Origin of the sequence: Amycolatopsis thermoflava N1165, assembly GCF_000473265.1 — a bacterium.
GTDB classification, from domain to species: Bacteria; Actinomycetota; Actinomycetes; order Mycobacteriales; family Pseudonocardiaceae; genus Amycolatopsis_E; species Amycolatopsis_E thermoflava.
On sequence record NZ_KI421511.1, the window covers coordinates 8,220,415 to 8,239,115 of the forward strand.

Genomic DNA, 18,701 nt, shown 5'->3' on the forward strand with positions numbered 1-18,701 from the left:
CCCGGTGCTGTCGCGCCCGGTGCTGTCGCGCCCGGTGCTGTCGCGCCCGGTGCTGTCGCGCCCGGTGCTGTCGCGCCCGGCGCTGTCGCGCCCGGCGCTGCCCGCCCGCGCCCCCACATCACCGCGCCGCCCGCCTCCGCATCACCCGGATCGCAGCGCCGCGCCCAGTACGTCCCTGTTCAGGCGGCCGATGGTGTCCAGTGGGATCCCCTTCGGGCACACCGCCGTGCACTCGCCGCTGTTCGTGCAGCCTCCGAAGCCCTCCGCGTCCTGCGCGGCGACCATTGACACCGCCCGCGCCGGGCGCTCCGGCTCGCCCTGCGGGAGGACCCCCAGGTGCGTCGCCTTGGCGGCGGTGAACAGCATGGCCGAACCGTTCGGGCACGCAGCGACACATGCGCCGCAGCCGATGCAGGCCGCCGCTTCGAAAGCGACGTCCGCCGCCGGTTTCGGCACCGGCGTCGCGTGGGCGTCGGGCGCACTGCCGGTCGGCGCCGTGATGTACCCGCCCGCTTCGATGATCCGGTCCAGCGCCCCACGATCGACCACCAAGTCCTTGACCACCGGGAAAGCCCGCGCCCGCCACGGCTCCACCGTCACGGTCTGCCCGTCCGCGAAGTGCCGCAGGTGCAGCTGGCACGTGGTGGTCGCCGCCTGCGGGCCGTGCGCCGTGCCGTCGATCACGACCCCGCACGCCCCGCAAATGCCTTCCCGGCAGTCGTGGTCGAACGCCACCGGTTCGTCGCCCGCGGCGGTGAGGCGCTCGTTCAGCACGTCGAGCACCTCCAGGAACGACATGTCCGGCGACAGGCCGTCCACCTCGTACCGCACCAGCCCGCCGCGGTCCGCCGCGTCCTTCTGCCGCCAGATCTTCAACACGAGTTTCACGAGTAGCTCCGCTGACTGGGGGTGACATGGTCGAACGACAACGCCTCGCGGTGCAGCACCGGCGGCTGACCCACCCCGGTGAACTCCCACGCGGCCACGTACGAGAACGCCGCGTCGTCGCGCCGCGCCTCGCCGTCGGCGGTCTGACTCTCCTCCCGGAAGTGCCCGCCGCAGGATTCGGTGCGGTGCAACGCATCCAGGCACATCAGCTCCGCCAGTTCCAGGAAGTCCGCGACCCGCCCGGCCTTCTCCAGCGACTGGTTCAGCGCAGCCCCCGAACCGGGCACCCGCAGCCGCGACCAGAACTCCTCGCGCAGCGCCGGGATCAGCTCCAGCGCCTTCCGCAGCCCGGTCTCGTTGCGGCTCATCCCGCAGTGCTCCCACAGCACCGCGCCCAGCTCGCGGTGGAAGTCCTCCGCGGACCGGTCCCCGTCCACGGACAGCAGCCGCGCGATCCGGTCCTCGACCTCCGCCTGCGCCCCGGACACGTCGCCGACCGCCGGGAACGGGCCGTCGGCCAGGTAGTCGCCGATCGTCGTGGGCAGCACGAAGTACCCGTCCGCGAGCCCCTGCATCAGCGCGCTCGCCCCGAGCCGGTTGGCGCCGTGGTCGGAGAAGTTCGCCTCGCCGATCACGAACAGGCCGGGGATGGTGCTGTGCAGGTCGTAGTCCACCCACAGCCCGCCCATCGTGTAGTGCACGGCCGGGTAGATGCGCATCGGCACCCGGTACGGATCGTCCCCGGTGATCCGCTCGTACATCGCGAACAGGTTGCCGTAGCGGGACTCCACACCGTCCCGGCCGAGCCGCTCCAGCGCGTCCGCGAAGTCCAGGTACACCCCGAGCCCGCCGGGCCCGACCCCGCGGCCCGCGTCGCACACGCTCTTCACCGCGCGGGAGGCGATGTCGCGCGGCACGAGGTTCCCGAACGCCGGGTACCGGCGCTCCAGGAAGTAGTCCCGCTCCGCCTCCGGAATCTGCGACGGCGGCCGCGTGTCGCCCGCCGCGACGGGCACCCACACCCGCCCGTCGTTGCGCAGCGATTCGCTCATCAACGTCAGCTTCGACTGGTGCCCGCCGCTGACCGGGATGCACGTCGGGTGGATCTGCGTGAAGCACGGGTTCGCGAACAGCGCGCCCCGCCGGTGCGCGCGCCAGATCGCGGTCGCGTTGCAGCCCTTGGCGTTCGTGGACAGATGGAACGCGTTGCCGTACCCGCCGGTGGCCAGCACCACCGCGTCCGCGACATGCGTGGAGACCTCGCCGGTGACCAGGTTGCGCACCACGACCCCACGTGCGCGGCCGTCCACCACGACGAGATCGAGCATTTCGGTGCGCGGGTGCATCGCGATCCGTCCAAGGTGGATCTGCCGCGCCATCGCCTGGTAGGCGCCGAGCAGGAGTTGCTGCCCGGTCTGCCCCCGGGCGTAGAAGGTGCGGGACACCTGCGCGCCGCCGAACGACCGCGTGTCCAGCAACCCGCCGTACTCCCGCGCGAAGGGCACGCCCTGCGCGACGGCCTGGTCGATGATCCGCACGCTCAGCTCCGCCAGACGGTGCACATTGGACTCCCGAGCCCGGAAGTCGCCGCCCTTGACGGTGTCGTAGAAGAGGCGGTGGACGCTGTCGCCGTCGCCGCGGTAGTTCTTGGCCGCGTTGATCCCGCCCTGCGCGGCGATGCTGTGCGCGCGGCGCGGGCTGTCCTGGTAGCAGAACGAGCGGACCTGGTAGCCCAGTTCGGCCAGGGTGGCCGCGGCGGACGCGCCGGCCAGGCCGGTGCCGACGACGATGACCGAGAGCCGGCGCCGGTTGGCGGGGTTGACCAGGCGGGCGGTGAACCGCCGCCGCTCCCAGCGCTGTTCGAGCGGGACGTCCGGCGCGCGGGTGTCGGAGATCGGGGTTCCTTCGACGAACACAGTGCTCACCCGGCCAATCCGGTGACGACGGCGAACGGGACGGACAGGTACCCGGCGGTCACGGCGACCGCGACGCCGAGCGCGACGCCCTGCGCGGTGCGCCGCGCGGCGCCGGACGTGCCGAGGCTCTGCAGTGCGCTCCACAGCCCGTGCCGGATGTGGAACCCGAGCGCGACCACGGCCAGCGTGTAGACCAGCGTCACGTACCAGAGCCGGAAGTCGGCGACGACGTTGTCGTGCACGGCGCCCGGCACGCCGTTCGGGTTGAGGTGCCCGGTGGTCAGGTCGAGCACGTGGTAGACGACGAACAACGCGAGGATCACCCCGCCCCAGCGCATGGTGCGCGCCGCGTAGTCGCCTTGGACGCGCCCGCGGTGGGCGTACCGGACCGGCCGGGCGGCGCGAGCGCGGCGCGCCAGACGAGCCGCGGTGACGGCGTGCAGGACGACGCAGACGACCAGGCCGGCGCGGAGCAACCAGAGGAACCCGGAGTGCCCGAGGACGCTGTCCAGGATCGTGCGCAGCCAGGCCGCGTAGTGGTCGAAGCTCGCCGCGGACACGAAGAACTTCAGGTTGCCCAGCATGTGCGCGACGACGAAGAGCAGCAGGAGCAGGCCGGTCACGGCCATGATCGCCTTCTGCCCGACGGTCGAGGACCACAGCCGGCGTGGTGGTGCGGAACGTTCGAGAAGGGCCACGTGGGCAGCGTGCGGCCCGCGGCGACGAGTCGTCCAATATATCGAAGCGCTCGAGACGATAGCCTCAAGCTATGACTCTGCAGCAGCTGCTGTACTTCCTGGCCGTGGCCGAGACGCGGCACTTCACGCGAGCCGCGGAGCGCACGTATGTGGCGCAGCCCTCACTGAGCAAGCAGGTCCGCGCGCTGGAGGACGAACTCGGCGCGCCGTTGTTCAGCCGGGCGCGGGGCAACGTCACGCTGACCCCGGCCGGCGAGGCGCTGCTGCCGATCGCGCGGCGCATCGTCGCCGACGTGGACACGGCGCGGCTGGAGGTCGCCGAGCTGGTCGGACTGCGCCGTGGCCGGGTCCGGGTGGGCGCGACGCCGAGCCTGTGCGTCACGGTGTTCGCCGACGTGCTGCACCGCTTCCACCGCGACTACCCGGGCATCGAGCTGGTGGTGGAGGAGAGCGGTTCGAAGGATCTCGTGCGGGCGCTGACGCACGGCGAGCTGGACCTGGCGGTGCTGATCGCGGCGGGGGAGGAGGCGGCGCTGACGTTGGTGCCCCTGCTGCGCGAGCGGCTGGTGGTGGCCTCGCCCGCCGGGGTGGACCTGGGCGCGGAGGTCCGGCTGACGGAGCTGCGCGACCGGCCGCTGGTGATGTTCCGGGAGGGCTACGACCTGCGGGACACCACCCTGCAGGCCTGCCGCGCCGCCGGGTTCACGCCGGTGTTCGCGGCGCAGGGTGGGGAGATGGACGCCGTGCTGAGGTTCGTCGAGGTGGGGCTCGGGGTCGCGGTGGTGCCGAGCCTGGTGCTCGCCGGGCGGCCTGCGCTGCGCGGGACGCCGCTGACCGCGCCGGAGATCACCCGCACCATCGCGCTGGCCCAGCGGACGGACGTGGCGCCGACCAACGCGGCGCGCGCGTTCCGGGAGACGCTGCTCACGCACCTCGAGGAGCTGCACCGGGCCGGGACGCTGCCGGCCGGGGTGGAGCTGGCCGGGCGGTGATGCGCCGGGCGGGGGAGGTGCCCCGGGAGCGGAGTGGTGCTGGTGCGGTGAGAGCGTCCGGAGGGTGTCGCGGGGTGCGGCGGTGCGCACGCGGGGCGCGGCCCGTGAGCTGGTCCAATGGGCCCGGCGCCCCGCGCCGCCACCCACATCAGTCTTGATCGGTTCACCAATCCCGTGGCCTGATGTAACGCCACGCCTGGCCGGACCCGATCTCACGGGATGTCACCACGTGCGCACCCCGGTGCGTCATGTCAGTGAGACCGTGTTCACACGGTTGCGGCAGCGGCCGGCACCTTCTCACCGCGTGATCAGTGACCCGGAACGCGCGGGGCGGCCGGAGGACTACGGTTCTCCGTAGACTGACTGGACGCGCCCTGGCGGGCAGGGCGAGGTATCTATGCGGGTGAGGTGGAAAGTGACGCTGCTGGAGTCCGTGCACGGACCGGCCGACCTGAAGCGCATGGGACACGGCCAGCTCGAGCACCTGGCGGGGGAGATCCGCGACTTCCTGGTCGACAAGGTCCGCCGCTCCGGCGGCCACCTCGGCCCCAACCTCGGCGTGGTCGAGCTGACCCTGGCGCTGCACCGGGTGTTCGACTCGCCGAAGGACGCGATCGTCTGGGACGTCGGTCACCAGTGCTACGTGCACAAGATCGTGACCGGCAGGCACACCGAGTTCGACCTGCTGCGCCAGCAGGGCGGGCCGTCGGGCTATCCGTCCCGTGAGGAGAGCGAGCACGACCTGGTGGAGAACAGCCACGCCTCCACCGCGTTGTCCTATGTGGACGGCCTGTCGAAGGCGTTCGAGCTCGCCGGCGGCGGGCGGCACGCGGTCGCGGTCGTCGGGGACGGCGCGCTGACCGGCGGCATGTGCTGGGAGGCGCTGAACAACATCGCCGCCGAGCCGGGTCGTCCCGTGGTGATCGTGGTCAACGACAACGGCCGGTCCTACTCGCCGACGATCGGCGGGTTCGCCGAGCACCTGGCCTCACTGCGGCTGCAGCCGGGCTACGAGCGCATGCTCGACGGCGGGCGCGAGCTGCTGCTCAACACGCCGGTGGTGGGCAAGCCGATCTACGCGGCGCTGCACGCGGCGAAGGCCGGCATCAAGGACGCGCTGAGCCCGCAGGAGATGTTCTCCGACCTCAAGCTGAAGTACCTCGGCCCGGTCGACGGCCACGACATCGCGGCGCTGGAGAAGGCGTTCCAGGCGGCGAAGGCGTTCGGCGGGCCGGTCGTCGTGCACGCGGTCACCGAGAAGGGCCACGGTTACCCGCCCGCGGTGAACCACGAGGCCGACCAGATGCACCAGACCGACCCGATCGACCCGGAAACCGGCCTGCCCAAGCCGAAGGGCCTGAGCTGGACCGCGGTGTTCGGGGACGAGCTGGCGCGCATCGGCGAGGAGCGCGAGGACGTCGTGGCGATCACCGCCGCGATGCTGCGCTCGACGGGGCTGCACGAGTTCGCCGAGCGGCACCCGGACCGCTGGTTCGACGTGGGCATCGCCGAGCAGCACGCCCTGACCTCGGCCGCCGGCCTCGCGATGGGCGGCATGCACCCGGTGGTCGCGGTGTACTCGACGTTCCTCAACCGGGCGTTCGACCAGCTGCTGATGGACGTCGCGCTGCACCGCCAGCCGGTCACGCTGGTGCTGGACCGGGCCGGCATCACCGGGCCGGACGGGCCGAGCCACCACGGCATGTGGGACCTGTCGCTGCTGGGCATGGTGCCCGGCATCCGGGTCGCCGCGCCGCGCGACGCGCAGACGCTGCGTGAGGAGCTGCGCGAGGCGGTGGCGGTGTCCGACGGGCCGACCGCGCTGCGGTTCTCCAAGGGCAGCGTCACCGAGTCGGTGCCCGCGGTGGAGCGGATCGGCGTGATCGACGTGCTGCGGCGGCCGCGGGAAGGCGCGGGCGCCGACGTGCTGCTGGTCGCGGTGGGTGCGTTCGCGCCGCTCGGGCTGGCCGCCGCCGAACGGCTGGCCGACCAGGGCATCGGCGTCACCGTCGTCGACCCGCGATGGGTGCTGCCGGTGCCGCGCGAGCTGGTCGGCCTGGCGAGTGAGCACCGGCTGGTCGTGACGGTCGAGGACAGCGGCAGGCACGGCGGTTTCGGCAGCGCGCTGGCATCCGTGCTGCGGGACGCCGAGTGCGACGTGCCGCTGCGCGACCTGGCCGTGCCGCAGGAGTTCCTGCCGCACGCTTCGCGCGAAGAGGTGCTCGCCAGCGTGGGCCTGACGGCGCAAGACGTCGCGCGGCGCGTGACGGAGTGGGCGTCGAACCTGATCGGCGAGGCGCAGCCGGCCGCGGCGGAGGCCCCGACCGAGTGACACCGCGCGGGCCGCGATCCGGATGGGCGCGGCCCGCAGCGGTGGATTCATCGGTGGAGGAGCACCGGCCCGGTGCCGGTGAGTGGCCCCGCGTAATCGCGGCTTGGTGGCCCCGCGTGAGCGCGGCCGCCAAATGGGGCCACGGCTGTTTCCAGGGCGCAGGCCCGGTAGGCCGCTTCCGGCTGCGCCGCTGCGCGGCGGCGGCACCCCACTGGCCTGGATCAGCGACAGCGCTGGCTCCGTGCGCCCCGCCCAGCCGCGCATGGACTTGGCTAGGCAAGGCAGTGTCCGGTGGCCGTGCTCAGGCGCCGCCACCAAGCGGAGCGCGGCCGTTCCCCGGCACTGGCCGGTCCCGGCTGCGCGGCGGGCGGCACCACACCCGCCTAGACCAGCGACAGCAGCACGAGAGCCCGCGCCCGCTCATTGGGAGCGGACCACGCGGAACCCGACGTCGTCGCTGCGGTAGGACGGGTGGCTGCGGCGCCGGACGGAGGCGCGGCAGCTCCAGTGCTCGTCGAACCAGCCGCCGCCACGCAGGACGCGGTACGGGCCGTACACCTGGGCGTCGTAGACGTCCCAGCACCAGTCCCACGCGTTGCCGATCATGTCGTGCAACCCCCACGCGTTCGGGCGTTTCCCGCCGACATCGTGGATCCGCTCGCCGGAATTGCCGCGGTGCCAAGCGATCTCGTCGAGGTCGCCGTAACGCGGGCCGTCCGTTCCGGCGCGGCAGGCGTGCTCCCACTCCGCCTCGGTGGGCAGGCGGTAGCCGTCCGCGGCCCGGTCCCACTCCACGGCGGCCCCGAACGAGTACACCGGGGACAGTCCCTCGTGGACGGACAACGCGTTGCAGAACCGCGCTGCTTCCGCCCACGTCACGCTCTCCACCGGCAGTTCCGGGCCCCGGGAAGCGCTGGGACTGGAACCGGTCACGGCCGCGTACTGCGCCTGCGTCACGTGGTGCGCCGCCATCCGGAAGGGCGCGACCTCGACGGACCAGCTCCGCTGCGTCCGCCGGTCGGACACCCTCACGCTCCCGCCCGGAACGGCGATCATCTTCACCCGGCGGATGCTACTGCCGGCCGCAGAACCTCCTCGCACCACTGGCGGAACGTCGTCGGCGTGGTGGCTTCCGGCGTGCGTGGTTCCGCGTTGTCCAGGCCCGCGTTCTTGGCCGTCGCCATGTCGATCATGGCCTGTGCCATCGCCTCCGACCAGCCCCGCTGCCGCAGGCTCGCCTTCAGTGCCTCGGCCGAGAGCTGCTCGAACCGCACCGGCCTGCCCAGCACGTCCGACATGATCTCCGCCACCTCCAGGTAGGTCAGGTCCTCCGGCCCGAGCACCGGAACCTCGCCATGCCCGCTCCACGAATCGTCGAGCAGCAGCCGGGCGGCGGCGTCGGCGATGTCCTTCGTCGCGCACAGCGGCCGCCGGTGGTCCGGGACGGCCATCTCGGCGAAGACCCCGTCCCGCGCGATCGACGGCACCTGCCAGAGGAGGTTGTCCATGAAGGTCGGCATCGTCAGCGCGCGGTACCGGACGCCGGTGCTCGCGATCAGGTCGTCCATCGCCAGCGACGCCGACACGTGCCCGGCGTTGACCGCCACGCCGCGGCCGACGGCCGACACCCCGACCACACGCAGGTCCCGGCCGCGGAACACCTCGCACGCGGGCCGGGTGAAGTCCAGGAACGCCGCGTCCAGGCTGTCGGCGGAGTGGTTGGGCGGGAGGAGCCAGAAGACCGCGTCGGCGTCCGCGAACGCCTTGCCGACGACCTCGGGGTCGCCGTGCGACCCGGTGACGACCTCGGCCTTCTCGCGGACCGCCGCGGTGAGCCGGGACGGGTCGCGCACGATGACACGGACCGGCGCGTCCGCGGCGAGCAGGGATTCGGTGAGCTGCCGGCCGATCCGGCCGGTGGGTGCGGTTACCACGATCATGTGGTCCACCCTCCGCCCCGCGCACGCCGATCGTCCAATACCTCTTCGCGGACATTGATACCCTTCCGGTATGGATCTGGACCTGCGCAAGCTGCGGTACTTCACCGCCGTCGCCGAGCACGGGCACTTCGGCCGCGCGGCCGAGCGGCTGCACATCGCGCAGCCGGTGCTGAGCAGGCAGATCCGCGCGCTGGAACGGGAATTGGGCTGCGAGCTGCTGGAGCGCACCACGCGTTCGGTGCGGCTGACGGCGGCCGGTGAGCAGCTGTACGCGGACGCGCCCAGTGTGCTGGCGGCGGCGGTCGCCGCGACGCGCCGGGCGTACGGCGCGGCGCGGGGCGCGCGGCGGCTGGTGCTCGGGTTCGCGCCGGGGCTGACCGTCTCGCCCGCGGTCCGGGCGTTCGCGCAGGCGCACCCGGACGTCGAGGTCGAACTGCTGCACCTCAACTGGTTCGAGCAGGCCGAAGCGATGCGTGACGGCCGCGCCGACGTCGGGTACCTGCGGCAGCCGTTCGACCCCGCCGGTCTGAAGACCCTCCGCGTCGGCAGCGAGCCGAAGGTCGTGTGCCTGCCCGCCGCGCACCCACTGGCCGCGCGGCGACGCGTGCGGCACGCCGACCTGGACGGCGAGCACGTCATCGACGCGCAGACCAGGCGGATCAGCACGATCGAGGAGAAGCTGGAACTCGTCGCGGCCGGTCTCGGCATCACGATGATCCCGCGCAGCGTGGCGCGCTACTACTCGCGGCCGGACGTGATCCACCGGACCATCAGCGACGCCGAGGAGTTCGAGATCTGTCTCGCCGTCGCCGACGGGCACCGGCGCCCGCACCTGGAAGACTTCGTCACGATCGCGGCGCGCGTGCTGTCCGGATAGCTAGGCGGGGAGCACGTGCGTGCCCGTGCGGTCGGTGCTCAGGCACAGCGAGCAGATCGTGCCGCCGGCCGCGCTCGCCGTCATGTCCGGGCGCTCGTAGGGCTCGCCGCACACCGCGCAGTCGTAGCGGGTGCCGCTCGGGTTGCCGTCGGCGTCCAGCAGCGGCTCGGTGATGCCGTCGTCGGTGCGGCGTAGGTAGTACCGGCCGCGGGTCAGGATCGCCACCAGCGGGGTCAGCACCACCGCGATCACCACCGCCACCAGCGGCGAATACGGCTGTATCGCGTCCCCGAACAGTCCGAAGTAGACCCCGATGGACAGGACTGACGAGGCCAGGAAGGACACCACACCGACCGGGTTGACCGCGTAGAGCATGCCGCGCCGGAACTCCGGCTGCTTCGGCGACAGCTTGAGCAGGTACTTGTTGACCCCGATGTCGGTGGCGACCGTGACGACCCAGGCCATCGCGCAGTTGGAGTAGAAGCTGAGCACGTTGTTGAGGAAGCTGAACATGTTCGCCTCCATCAGGACCAGCGCGATCGCGAGGTTGACCAGCACGAAGACCAGGCGCCCCGGGTAGTGCTTGGTGACGCGGGTGAACGAGTTCGTCCACGCCAGCGACCCGGAGTAGGCGTTGGTGACGTTGATCTTCACCTGGCTGAGCACGACCAGCACGAGCGCCAGCGGGACGACCAGCCACGGCGGCATCATCTGCTTGAACACGCCGGTGAACTGCTCGATCGGCTCGACCGCGGCCGCCGCGCCGACGGCGTCGAGGACGTAGACGGCCATGAACACGCCGATCGCCTGCTTGACCGCGCCGAACAGCACCCAGCCGGGCCCGGCCAGCACGACCGACGTCCACCAGGCGCGCCGGTTCTCGGCCGTGCGCGGCGGCATGAAGCGCAGGTAGTCGATCTGCTCGCCGATCTGCCCCATCAGCGACAGGCACACGCCCGCGCCGAGCATCACTGCCGCCGTGCTCAGGCCGGAACCGCCGGTGCCTTCGTGGGACAGCCAGCGCGACACCGAATCCGGGTCCTGGACGATGAGGAACACCAGCGGCGCGACCATCAGCAGCAGCCACAGCGGGTTGGTCCAGCTCTGCAGCTTCGCAAGCGCTTTCATGCCGTAGATCACCAGCGGGATGATGACCAAAGTGGATGCCAGGTACCCCAGCCACAGCGGCAGGCCCAGCGCGAAGCGGAGCCCCTGGGCCATGATCGAGCCCTCGGTGGCGAAGAAGATGAACGTGAAGCTGGCGAAGATGACGCTGGTAATGACCGAGCCGTAGTAGCCGAAGCCGGAGCCGCGGGTGATGAGGTCGAGGTCGATGTTGTAGCGCGCGCCGTAGTAGGCCAGCGGGAAGCCGGTGACGAAGATGACGACCGCCGCCACGCCGATCGCGAGCAGGGCGTTGCCGGTGCCGTGCGTCAGGCCGATGCCTGCGCCGATCGAGAAGTCGGCCATGTAGGCGATGCCGCCGAGCGCGGAGGCCCCGACGACCGCCGGCGTCCACCGGCGGTAGGTCCGCGGCGCGAAGCGAAGGGTGTAGTCCTCCAGGGTTTCCTTGGTGGCCTGACGCTGAACCGGTGGAGCCGTCGTCGCATCCATGCCGGGCGACGCTAGGAAGCCGCTGTTGCCAACGGTTTGTCCCCCGGTGACGACCAGGTTTCCCTGTGTTACCCCGCGGTCGCGCGGGCGCTCGGTGGGACTCGCGCCGGGGAGTGCGGAACTCGCGGCCGCGAGCGTGGGACTCGCGGGTGCGGGTGTTGTGCCTCTGGAGGGGGAGGGCCTCCGGCGCAGCCGGCGGAGCGCCGGAGACCCCCGCGCCCGCTAGCTGTAGTGCCTCGGGAGGTTGTTGACGCGGGTGTTGGGTGGTTGTCCGTTGAGGGCGGTGTGGGTGCGGTGGTGGTTGTAGTGGTGGAGGAAGTCGGGCAGTGCGGCGGTGCGCTGGTGTGAGTTGGTGAAGGGTTGGGCGTAGGTCCATTCTTCGGCGGGGTGCGGTTGAAGCGTTCGGCTTTGCCGTTGGTTGGGGTCGGTAGGCCCGGGTGAAGCGCTGGTGGGCGCCGATCTCGGCGAACGCGGCGCGGAAGGCGTGCGAGCGGCGGTAGGCCAGGGCGTTGTCGGTCATGACTCGTTCGATGGTGGGAATGCCGTGGGCGGCGAACACGGCGGCGGCGCGGCGGAGGAAGTCAGCGCAGGTGGCGGGGTTTCGTCGGGGTGGATCTCGGCGTAGGCCAGCCGGGAGTGATCGTCGAGGGCGCAGTGCACGAACTCAAACCCCACTCGGGGTGCGCGGCGGGCGGCGAATCTGCTCGCCCGTGGGACGGTCCAGCCAGGCCAACTTCGGCATTCGATACCGCACCAGGATGCGGTGCACGGTCGAGGCCGGCACGTCCAGGACCCCGGCGATCCGAGCGGGGCCGAGCCGGCGATCCTGCCGCAAGTGTAGAACCTTGTGCTCCACCTCCGCAGACGTTCGGGTCGGGGAGGTGCGCGGGCGACTCGGGCGGTCGGCCAACTCGGACTAACCTTCCTTCCGAAACCGGCGCCACCACTTGTGTCCGGTCGCCCGCTACTCGCCCATCTTCACCGCCACATGGCCACTGGCCGCCCCGCCGCGACACGCTCAACCAGCAACCGCCGCCCATACTCCGTCAGTCGGGCGTTACGGTGAGACACGAAGACTTCCGTTTGTGCGGGAAGGGCGTCAAGCACCTTCACCCAACACGGAAGTCTTCGCCTTGATCAACCCGACACACCGACCGCACCGTCAACGCCGTCCATGATCCCCACGGCTAGCCCACCGACAGCCATTCGGCCGGGGAGTCCGGCACTCGCTCGGCCTCGACGGGTTCGGGCGCCGGAACCGTCGCCGGGGCAGGCAGCCGGCGGTGCAGTTCCGCGGTCCAGTGCAGCATCGCCCGCGGGCGGTCCCAGCCCGCGGCCCCGACGAGCTTCCCGCCGCGCACGAAACCCGTCACGCCCTGCGCGAGCTGCACCGTGTCGTCCGCCAGCGCGGGCATCCCGACCATCTGCAGCCGCGCGTCGTAGAGGCTCGACCACGCCCGCGGCATCGGCGTGAACGGCTGCGCGGCCCGCCGGCCCGCCATCAGGTTCTCCGCCGCCGCGCGACCGGATTCCACCGCGTTGAGCCAGTGCTCGACCCGCCGCGGCACCTCGTCGAACCGCAGGTTGGGCCAGCACGCGACGTCCCCGGCGACCACGACGTCGTCGGCGTCGACGGCGAACAGCGTCGACTCGCACAGCACCCCGTCGTCGATCACCAGCCCGGACCCGCGCAGCCAGTCGACCGCGGGCACGCTGCCGATCGCCAGGATCACGCAACTGGCCACGACCAGCTTGTTGTTGGTCATGTGCAGCCCGAACGCGTCCTTCGTCTCGATCCAGTGCCGCACCTCCGACCGCATCGCCAGGCTCGCGCGGTGCTTGAGCTGGATGTCGGTGACCGCCTCGGCGATGCGTGTGCCGAACCGGTGCAGCGGCGCCCGCGCGTGCCCGACCAGCGTCACGTCGCGGCCCATCTGCCGCATGCTCGCGGCGAACTCGCACCCGATCAGCCCGCTGCCGATCACCACCGCCGGTTTGTTGCTGGCCGCCAGCGCCTTCCGCACCGCGGCCGCGTCCTCGACGGTGCGCAGCACCCGCACCCGCGGGGCGTGCCGCGGCGAACCGGGCAGGTGCCGCGGCACCACCCCGGTCGCGATGACCAGCCCGTCGTACCACAGCTCCTCGCCGCCGGGCAGGTGCACGACGCGCTGCAGCGTGTCCAGGTGCGTCGCGCGGGTGCCGAGCCGCCAGTGCGCGTCGAGGTCGGTGTAGGTCTGCAACGTCGCGTCGGACGGGCGGACCGTGCCCATCATCAACTGCTTGGACACCATCGGCCGGTGGTAGGGCTTGCGCGCCTCGTCGCCGACGATCACCAGTTCGCCGTCGAAACCCAGTTCCCGCAACCGTTCCGCGGCACGCAGCCCGGCCACGCCCGCCCCCACGATCACGATCCGGTCGCCGTCACTCATCGGAGATCCCCTTGATCTGGATGGCCTGCATGGGGCAGCTGCGGGCGGCGGCGACCGCGGGCTCCCAGTCCTCTTCCGTCAGCCGGCTCCGGTACCGCAGCCGGCCGTTGCGCTCCAGTTCGAACAGTCCCGGCGCCTCCCACTGGCAGGTGCCGAACAACTCGCACCGCTCGTTGTTCACGCTCAGACGTGGTCCCTTGCGCAGCTTCACACCAGCTCCTCGACCAGCCCGATGCGCTCCAGGACCCGCGTCGGCAGGAACCGCAGCACGGCCAGCGTCACCGCGGGCACCAGCAGCGTGATCCCGCCGAGCCACAGCAGCGCGAGGTGCCCGTTGGCGATCGCGCCGAAGAACGAGTGCAGCGCGGTCAGCGCGACCGCCGGGTAGGCCAGCCGGTGCACCCACAGCCAGCGGCGGTAGGCGGTGTAGCGCTGCAGGCCCGCGGTGAGCGCGACGGCGAGCATCAGCTCGATGCCGATGATGCCGAAGCTGTGCCGCGCCAGCCCGTTCAGCGGCACAGTCAGCTGCACCACGGTGAACGCGCCGCTGGTCAGGAACAGGAACGACAGGGCGTGGATCGCGCCGAAGGCCAGTGTCAGCGTGGCCAGCGCGATGTGCCCGCTGCGCAGCGCTTTCCGGCCGGTGATGTTGCGGACCCAGCCGGTCGCGGTCAGCACGCCCCAGCACAGGGTCAGGCACATGAACGCGTACGCCAGCCGCGCGGAGAAGGCCGCGACACCGCGCAAACCGGTGTCGGCCGTCTGCTGCGCGAGCGGCATCAGGGACTCGAGTGTCACGTCTTGTCTCCAGCTTTCAGTCGTCTGGCGGGGTGGCGGATCAGCCACAGCACGAGCACCGTCGCTCCGCACAGCAGCGCGCCCAGCACAACGGTGGTGATGACGTCGGTGGCCGCCAGGTCGAGGGCCGCGCCGGCGGAGGCGGACACCGTGCCGGACTGCGGCTGGGGCAGCTGCGTGTAGTCGACGAGGCCGGTGCTCTCCAGCAGCGTGATGTGCCGGAGCACCACCTGGTTCGCGGCGGCGGCGAACGCGCGGATCTCGTCGTCGCGGGTGTTCGCACGCACCTGCGCGATCACGCCGAACACCACGCCGTGCGCCGCGCGCAGGCGGTTGGCGAAGACCCGCTCGAAGTCGGCGGCCGTCGGCGCGTCGCGCATCTCCACCAGCCACCGCTGCTGGTCGGCCGTCGGCTGGTCGGGCAGGGTCACCCCGCGCCGCCGGGCCAGGTCGCGCACCTGCACGTCGAGCCGCCCGTGGTCGACCATCAGCGTCATGCCGACGTCCTTGACGTGCTCGTCGCGGGCGCGGGTGCGGGCCCAGTCACCCGCGGGCATCTCCCACAGCCCGGCCTGCCGGACGCGGATCAGCAAATCGCGATCGGCGGCGCTCAATTCGGTCTGCGCGGTCACATTCCGTGGTACGGCCAATTGGACGAACAACAGGACCATCAGCATGGTCAGGAATCGTCTAGAGGCCGAACGCATCAGTTCGTCCCGGATCGCTCGCGGCCTGCACTTTGTTCCCGTCCGGGCTGACCGGGAACCACGCGTCGCCGGATCCCAGCCCGCCGGTTTCGCCGGGCATTTCGTCGGGACGGTAGCGGTACAGCGGGTGCCCGGCGAGCGTCACCTGGTCCGTGCCGTCGGCCCGGGTGACGGACCCGACGAGCGCCGGGTCGATGCCGCGCAGCTGCTGCGCCGCGGTCGCGGGCACGGGCTGCCACGTCCGGGTGCACGCGCTGTCACACGCGGACCGCGGCGGGGCGGTGGTGTCCTTGTCGTAGCGGTACAAGGTGAATCCCGCGCCGTCGACCACGATGCGGCCGAGGTCGAAGGCGCGCACGGCGTTGAGCGCCGGCGCGGCCTCCGCCGCGGGAACGGACTGGGGCGGCAGCGGCGCGGGGGAGCCGGTGTCGCACGCGGTGATCACCGCGAGGACCACGCAACCGGTGGTCAGTGGTGTCAGCGCAGGGGATCGGGGCACGTCGGGACGCCTTCCTGGAATCCACAGTGGACGGAAAAGGTCCGGGTCGCGGGGGATCGGCCCGGGAACTGTCAGCGGGGTATACGACGGCGGCGCGGAAGCGGTTCAAAGAATTTTTCCGCGAATTTCGCACTGGACTCCGCGACCGGAATACCGCAAAGATGTCCGCCGTGGGACGCCACAGCCGAATTCTCCGCACCGTGGTCGAGCCGGTGCCCGACCCGGGCCAGGACGACGACCTGGCCACCGCCCTCTACCGGGAGTTCGGCCGCCCCCTGCTCGCGTTCGTGATCACCCTGACCGGGGGTGACCGCCTGTGGGCCGAGGACGTCGTGCAGGAGACCCTGATCAGGGCCTGGCGCAACGCCGACAAGCTCGACCGGGAGCCGGAGATGCTGCGGGCGTGGCTGCACACCGTGGCCCGCCGCATCGTCATCGACGGCTGGCGCAGCCGCCGTGCGCGGCCCCAGGAGGTCGAGGAGCCCGACGCGAACTCCGTCGGGGTGCCGGACGAATCGGACCGGACCCTGGCCGCGATGATGCTGTACGAAGCACTGCAGACCCTGTCCGCGGAGCACCGGGAGGCGGTCCTGCAGACCTACGTCCACGGCCGCACGGTCAACGAGGCGGCCGAGAGGCTCGGGGTGCCACCGGGGACCGTGAAGTCCCGGATCTACCACGCGGTGCGCGCGCTGCGCCGCTCGTTGCGGGAGCGGGGGTGAGCGGCGTGGGCAAGCCGGCGCACACCGACATCGCCGCGTACGTCCTCGGCGTGCTCGACGACGCCGACAACGCGGCGTTCGAGGCGCATCTGCTGGACTGCCCGAACTGCCAGCTCGACCTCCTGGAGATGCACGAGCTGCCGGACCTGCTCGACGAGATCCGCCGCTACTGGCCGGAACCGCCGGTTCCCGCGCCGCGGGTGCTGGCGCCGATGCTCGACGAGGTCGCCGCGATCCGCCGTCGCCGGACCCTGGTGCGCCGGGTGCTGGCCGTCGCGGCCATGCTGCTGATCATCGCCGGGCCGCTGGTGACACTGGCCGTCGTCCCGTCGCAGGCCCCGGCGCCGGTCGCGGCCGTCACGCCACCACCGCCGGCACCGTCCTCGCCGGGCGCGAGCCGGTTCACCGGCAGCGAGACCGGCCAGGCGCTGCGCACCGAGGTGCTGGTGATGCCGACCAGTTGGGGCGCGGCGGTCCGGCTCGACCTCTCCGGGGTCGCCGGCCCGCTGCGCTGCCACCTCGTCGCCGTCGACTGGAGCGGGCACGAGGAGACCGTCGCGAGCTGGACGGTGCCCGCCGGCGCCGTGGACCCGCTGCTCATCTCCGGGGGCACCGCGTTCGGTCCAGGGGACATCGAGAAGTTCCAGATCCGCACCGAGTCCGGCGCGGTGCTCGCCAGCATCGAGCGCTGACCAGTAGTTATAACGGCGCGATAACGCGCGGATCGCGTTTTGAACTCGGCGGGCGCGACGTACGTATCCCCCTGTGACGGGCTCGGGGGAGCCGTTTCGTCCCAATCCCACGCCACAACCCGGCGCGCGCGTGCGCCGCCGGGCTGATTCGAGGTGAGCACATCCATGGCTCGAAACGAAGGCCGGCACCGCGTCGCACGCCGGACCAAGATCGCGACCCTCGCGGTCGGACTGGCGCTCGCGGCCGCGGGCGTCACCGTCGCCACCACGACCGGCGACACCGGTCAGGCCGGCGCCGACGAGGTCGATCCGGCGTTCTTCGTCGACATCACCACGGTCGCGCCGAACGTGACCGAGGTGCGGCCGAACCGCCGCGCCTCCACCGGCACGTTCACGGTCGACTGCGGCCGCAACGAGAACGGCCACTACAACCCCGACAACTTCATCGCCCAGCCGGGCGTGCGCAACGGCGCCCAGCACCTGCACGACTACGTCGGGAACCTGTCCACCAACGCCGACTCCACCAACGAAAGCCTGCTGCGCGCCGGAACCACCTGCCGCAACGGGGACAAGTCCGCCTACTTCTGGCCGGTGGTGCGGATCGACCGCGAGGACGCCGAGGAGGCGAACCCGCCCGAGGACGAGGCCGAGCTCGACGCCCAGCGCGCCGAGGCCGAGCAGACCGAGGACGTCGCGCAGGTCGAGTGCCCGGACGTGGCCAGCCAGCTCGCCGAGGTCCCCGAGCAGGCCATGGCGACCGTGGACACCGAACTGGACGCGCTGGACCAGCAGGAGGCGGCCGCCGACGAGCGGATCGCGGCCGACCCCGCGGCCGAGGCGGCGGTGCTGGAACCCTTGCGGCAGCAGCGGTCCGCGAGCCTGGACCGCATCAGTCAGGCGACCGGGCAGCCCGTCGACCCGGCGCAGGCCACCTGCGCGGTCGAGGACGCCCAGCGCCAGGGAGTCCCCAACGGCGACGAGAACAGCGACGGCGACGACGCGGAGCAACCGCCTGCCGACGACAACAGCGAGATCGGCGGCAATGACGGGGAGATCCAGCTGCCCGAGTCGGTGAACATCACCTTCCGCGGCAGCCCGGTCGGCCCGGTGCGGGCCATGCCGAAGTTCCTGCGCGTGCTCTACGGCGACGCCAAGCAGGGCACGAACGGCCCGCGCAACGCCCGCGCCAGCTGGACGTGCACCGGGTTCGAGGACCGGCTCATCGACAAGTACCCGATCTGCCCGGAAGGCAGCAAGGTCGAGCGCATCCACGACTTCCCGAGTTGCTGGGACGGCCGCAACATCGACAGCGCCAACCACCGCGACCACATCGTCTTCCCCGAGGCCAACGGCCGGTGCAGGCGCGGGTTCGTGGCCGTGCCGCAGCTGCGCATCACGCTGGTCTACGACATCCCACGCGACGTCCAGGTCGCCGGACAGTACAAAGTGGACTCCTTCCCGGAGGAGAGCCACAACCCGCGGTCCGACCACGACGACTTCGCCAACGTGATGTCGCAACGGATCATGAACCGCCTCGTGTGGTGCATCAACCGCGACCGCACCTGCGGTGAGTGAAAGAAGTCTGAACCGCGCGGCG

General features: G+C 71.7%; 17 protein-coding genes and 1 pseudogene. 6 read left to right on the plus strand and 12 right to left on the minus strand.

Annotation, left to right across the window (positions count from 1 at the left end; genetic code table 11):
- Positions 1 to 141: 141 nt before the first annotated feature.
- Genes AMYTH_RS0140905 through AMYTH_RS0140915 form a run of 3 tightly spaced genes read right to left on the minus strand, consistent with a single transcriptional unit; the run spans position 142 to position 3,502 of the window.
- A complete protein-coding gene (locus AMYTH_RS0140905; protein WP_027935089.1) occupies positions 142 to 888 on the minus strand; it encodes a succinate dehydrogenase/fumarate reductase iron-sulfur subunit in 747 nt (248 codons plus the stop codon).
- Positions 885 to 2,813, minus strand: coding sequence for a fumarate reductase/succinate dehydrogenase flavoprotein subunit (locus AMYTH_RS0140910; RefSeq protein WP_027935090.1), 1,929 nt, complete (start codon positions 2,811 to 2,813; stop codon positions 885 to 887). The genes AMYTH_RS0140905 and AMYTH_RS0140910 overlap by 4 nt, the downstream gene beginning before the upstream one ends.
- Complete coding sequence (locus AMYTH_RS0140915; RefSeq protein ID WP_027935091.1) at positions 2,810 to 3,502, minus strand: succinate dehydrogenase cytochrome b subunit; 693 nt, start codon at positions 3,500 to 3,502, stop codon at positions 2,810 to 2,812. Before AMYTH_RS0140915 ends, AMYTH_RS0140910 begins: the two co-directional genes overlap by 4 nt.
- Before the next feature lie 71 nt (positions 3,503 to 3,573).
- Here AMYTH_RS0140915 and AMYTH_RS0140920 point away from each other — a divergent pair, with 71 nt between their 5' ends.
- Together AMYTH_RS0140920 and dxs are read left to right on the plus strand one after the other, a co-directional pair.
- A complete protein-coding gene (locus tag AMYTH_RS0140920; RefSeq protein ID WP_027935092.1) occupies positions 3,574 to 4,494 on the plus strand; it encodes a LysR family transcriptional regulator in 921 nt (306 codons plus the stop codon).
- Between the two features lie 415 nt (positions 4,495 to 4,909).
- Positions 4,910 to 6,826, plus strand: coding sequence for a 1-deoxy-D-xylulose-5-phosphate synthase (gene dxs / locus AMYTH_RS0140925; RefSeq protein WP_027935093.1), 1,917 nt, complete (start codon positions 4,910 to 4,912; stop codon positions 6,824 to 6,826).
- Between the two features lie 420 nt (positions 6,827 to 7,246).
- Here the strand turns inward: dxs and AMYTH_RS0140930 are convergent, their stop codons facing one another.
- A complete protein-coding gene (locus tag AMYTH_RS0140930; protein ID WP_027935094.1) occupies positions 7,247 to 7,888 on the minus strand; it encodes a formylglycine-generating enzyme family protein in 642 nt (213 codons plus the stop codon).
- The gene (locus tag AMYTH_RS0140935) at positions 7,885 to 8,766 is read right to left on the minus strand and encodes an NmrA family NAD(P)-binding protein (RefSeq protein WP_027935095.1); all 882 of its coding nucleotides are present in this window, start codon (positions 8,764 to 8,766) and stop codon (positions 7,885 to 7,887) included. The genes AMYTH_RS0140930 and AMYTH_RS0140935 overlap by 4 nt, the downstream gene beginning before the upstream one ends.
- 70 nt (positions 8,767 to 8,836) lie before the next feature.
- On the opposite strand from AMYTH_RS0140935, the gene AMYTH_RS0140940 reads away from it, so the two are divergent.
- Positions 8,837 to 9,643 carry a LysR family transcriptional regulator gene (locus tag AMYTH_RS0140940; protein WP_027935096.1) on the plus strand — a complete coding sequence of 269 codons (807 nt, stop codon included), beginning with the start codon at positions 8,837 to 8,839 and terminating at the stop codon, positions 9,641 to 9,643.
- Here the strand turns inward: AMYTH_RS0140940 and AMYTH_RS0140945 are convergent, their stop codons facing one another.
- The 7 genes and pseudogenes from AMYTH_RS0140945 to AMYTH_RS0140970 form a co-directional block, all read right to left on the minus strand.
- The gene (locus AMYTH_RS0140945; protein WP_027935097.1) at positions 9,644 to 11,257 is read right to left on the minus strand and encodes a purine-cytosine permease family protein; all 1,614 of its coding nucleotides are present in this window, start codon (positions 11,255 to 11,257) and stop codon (positions 9,644 to 9,646) included.
- A 222-nt stretch (positions 11,258 to 11,479) separates the two neighbouring features.
- Positions 11,480 to 12,328, minus strand: a pseudogene (locus AMYTH_RS48425) (IS481 family transposase).
- Positions 12,329 to 12,444: 116 nt separating this feature from the next.
- Complete coding sequence (locus tag AMYTH_RS46545; protein WP_037323050.1) at positions 12,445 to 13,686, minus strand: NAD(P)/FAD-dependent oxidoreductase; 1,242 nt, start codon at positions 13,684 to 13,686, stop codon at positions 12,445 to 12,447.
- On the minus strand, positions 13,679 to 13,897 hold the full coding sequence (locus AMYTH_RS0140955) for a ferredoxin (protein WP_027935098.1): 219 nt from the start codon (positions 13,895 to 13,897) through the stop codon (positions 13,679 to 13,681). The genes AMYTH_RS46545 and AMYTH_RS0140955 overlap by 8 nt, the downstream gene beginning before the upstream one ends.
- Complete coding sequence (locus tag AMYTH_RS0140960; protein WP_037324313.1) at positions 13,894 to 14,466, minus strand: ferric reductase-like transmembrane domain-containing protein; 573 nt, start codon at positions 14,464 to 14,466, stop codon at positions 13,894 to 13,896. The genes AMYTH_RS0140955 and AMYTH_RS0140960 overlap by 4 nt, the downstream gene beginning before the upstream one ends.
- A 14-nt stretch (positions 14,467 to 14,480) precedes the next feature.
- Positions 14,481 to 15,098, minus strand: a complete 618-nt coding sequence (locus tag AMYTH_RS0140965; RefSeq protein WP_228685169.1) for a DUF4142 domain-containing protein — start codon at positions 15,096 to 15,098, stop codon at positions 14,481 to 14,483.
- Positions 15,099 to 15,174: 76 nt separating this feature from the next.
- A complete protein-coding gene (locus AMYTH_RS0140970) occupies positions 15,175 to 15,690 on the minus strand; it encodes a hypothetical protein (RefSeq protein ID WP_228685171.1) in 516 nt (171 codons plus the stop codon).
- A 170-nt stretch (positions 15,691 to 15,860) separates the two neighbouring features.
- Between AMYTH_RS0140970 and AMYTH_RS0140975 the strand changes: the two genes are divergently transcribed.
- The 3 genes from AMYTH_RS0140975 to AMYTH_RS0140985 all read left to right on the plus strand — a co-directional run bounded on the left by AMYTH_RS0140975 (position 15,861) and on the right by AMYTH_RS0140985 (position 18,679).
- Positions 15,861 to 16,412, plus strand: a complete 552-nt coding sequence (locus AMYTH_RS0140975) for a sigma-70 family RNA polymerase sigma factor (protein WP_027935102.1) — start codon at positions 15,861 to 15,863, stop codon at positions 16,410 to 16,412.
- Positions 16,409 to 17,104, plus strand: coding sequence for an anti-sigma factor family protein (locus AMYTH_RS0140980; RefSeq protein WP_027935103.1), 696 nt, complete (start codon positions 16,409 to 16,411; stop codon positions 17,102 to 17,104). Before AMYTH_RS0140975 ends, AMYTH_RS0140980 begins: the two co-directional genes overlap by 4 nt.
- A 165-nt stretch (positions 17,105 to 17,269) precedes the next feature.
- The gene (locus AMYTH_RS0140985) at positions 17,270 to 18,679 is read left to right on the plus strand and encodes a DUF1996 domain-containing protein (protein WP_027935104.1); all 1,410 of its coding nucleotides are present in this window, start codon (positions 17,270 to 17,272) and stop codon (positions 18,677 to 18,679) included.
- Positions 18,680 to 18,701 lie beyond the last annotated feature (22 nt).

Bases quoted from the DNA above. Each gene is read 5' to 3' on its own strand.
- AMYTH_RS0140960 (WP_037324313.1), bottom strand. From the start codon at position 14,466: ATGCCGCTCGCGCAGCAGACGGCCGACACCGGTTTGCGCGGTGTCGCG.
- AMYTH_RS0140935 (WP_027935095.1), bottom strand. From the start codon at position 8,766: ATGATCGTGGTAACCGCACCCACCGGCCGGATCGGCCGGCAGCTCACC.
- AMYTH_RS0140940 (WP_027935096.1), top strand. From the start codon at position 8,837: ATGGATCTGGACCTGCGCAAGCTGCGGTACTTCACCGCCGTCGCCGAG.
- AMYTH_RS0140920 (WP_027935092.1), top strand. From the start codon at position 3,574: ATGACTCTGCAGCAGCTGCTGTACTTCCTGGCCGTGGCCGAGACGCGG.
- AMYTH_RS46545 (WP_037323050.1), bottom strand. From the start codon at position 13,686: ATGAGTGACGGCGACCGGATCGTGATCGTGGGGGCGGGCGTGGCCGGG.
- AMYTH_RS0140985 (WP_027935104.1), top strand. From the start codon at position 17,270: ATGGCTCGAAACGAAGGCCGGCACCGCGTCGCACGCCGGACCAAGATC.
- AMYTH_RS0140945 (WP_027935097.1), bottom strand. From the start codon at position 11,257: ATGGATGCGACGACGGCTCCACCGGTTCAGCGTCAGGCCACCAAGGAA.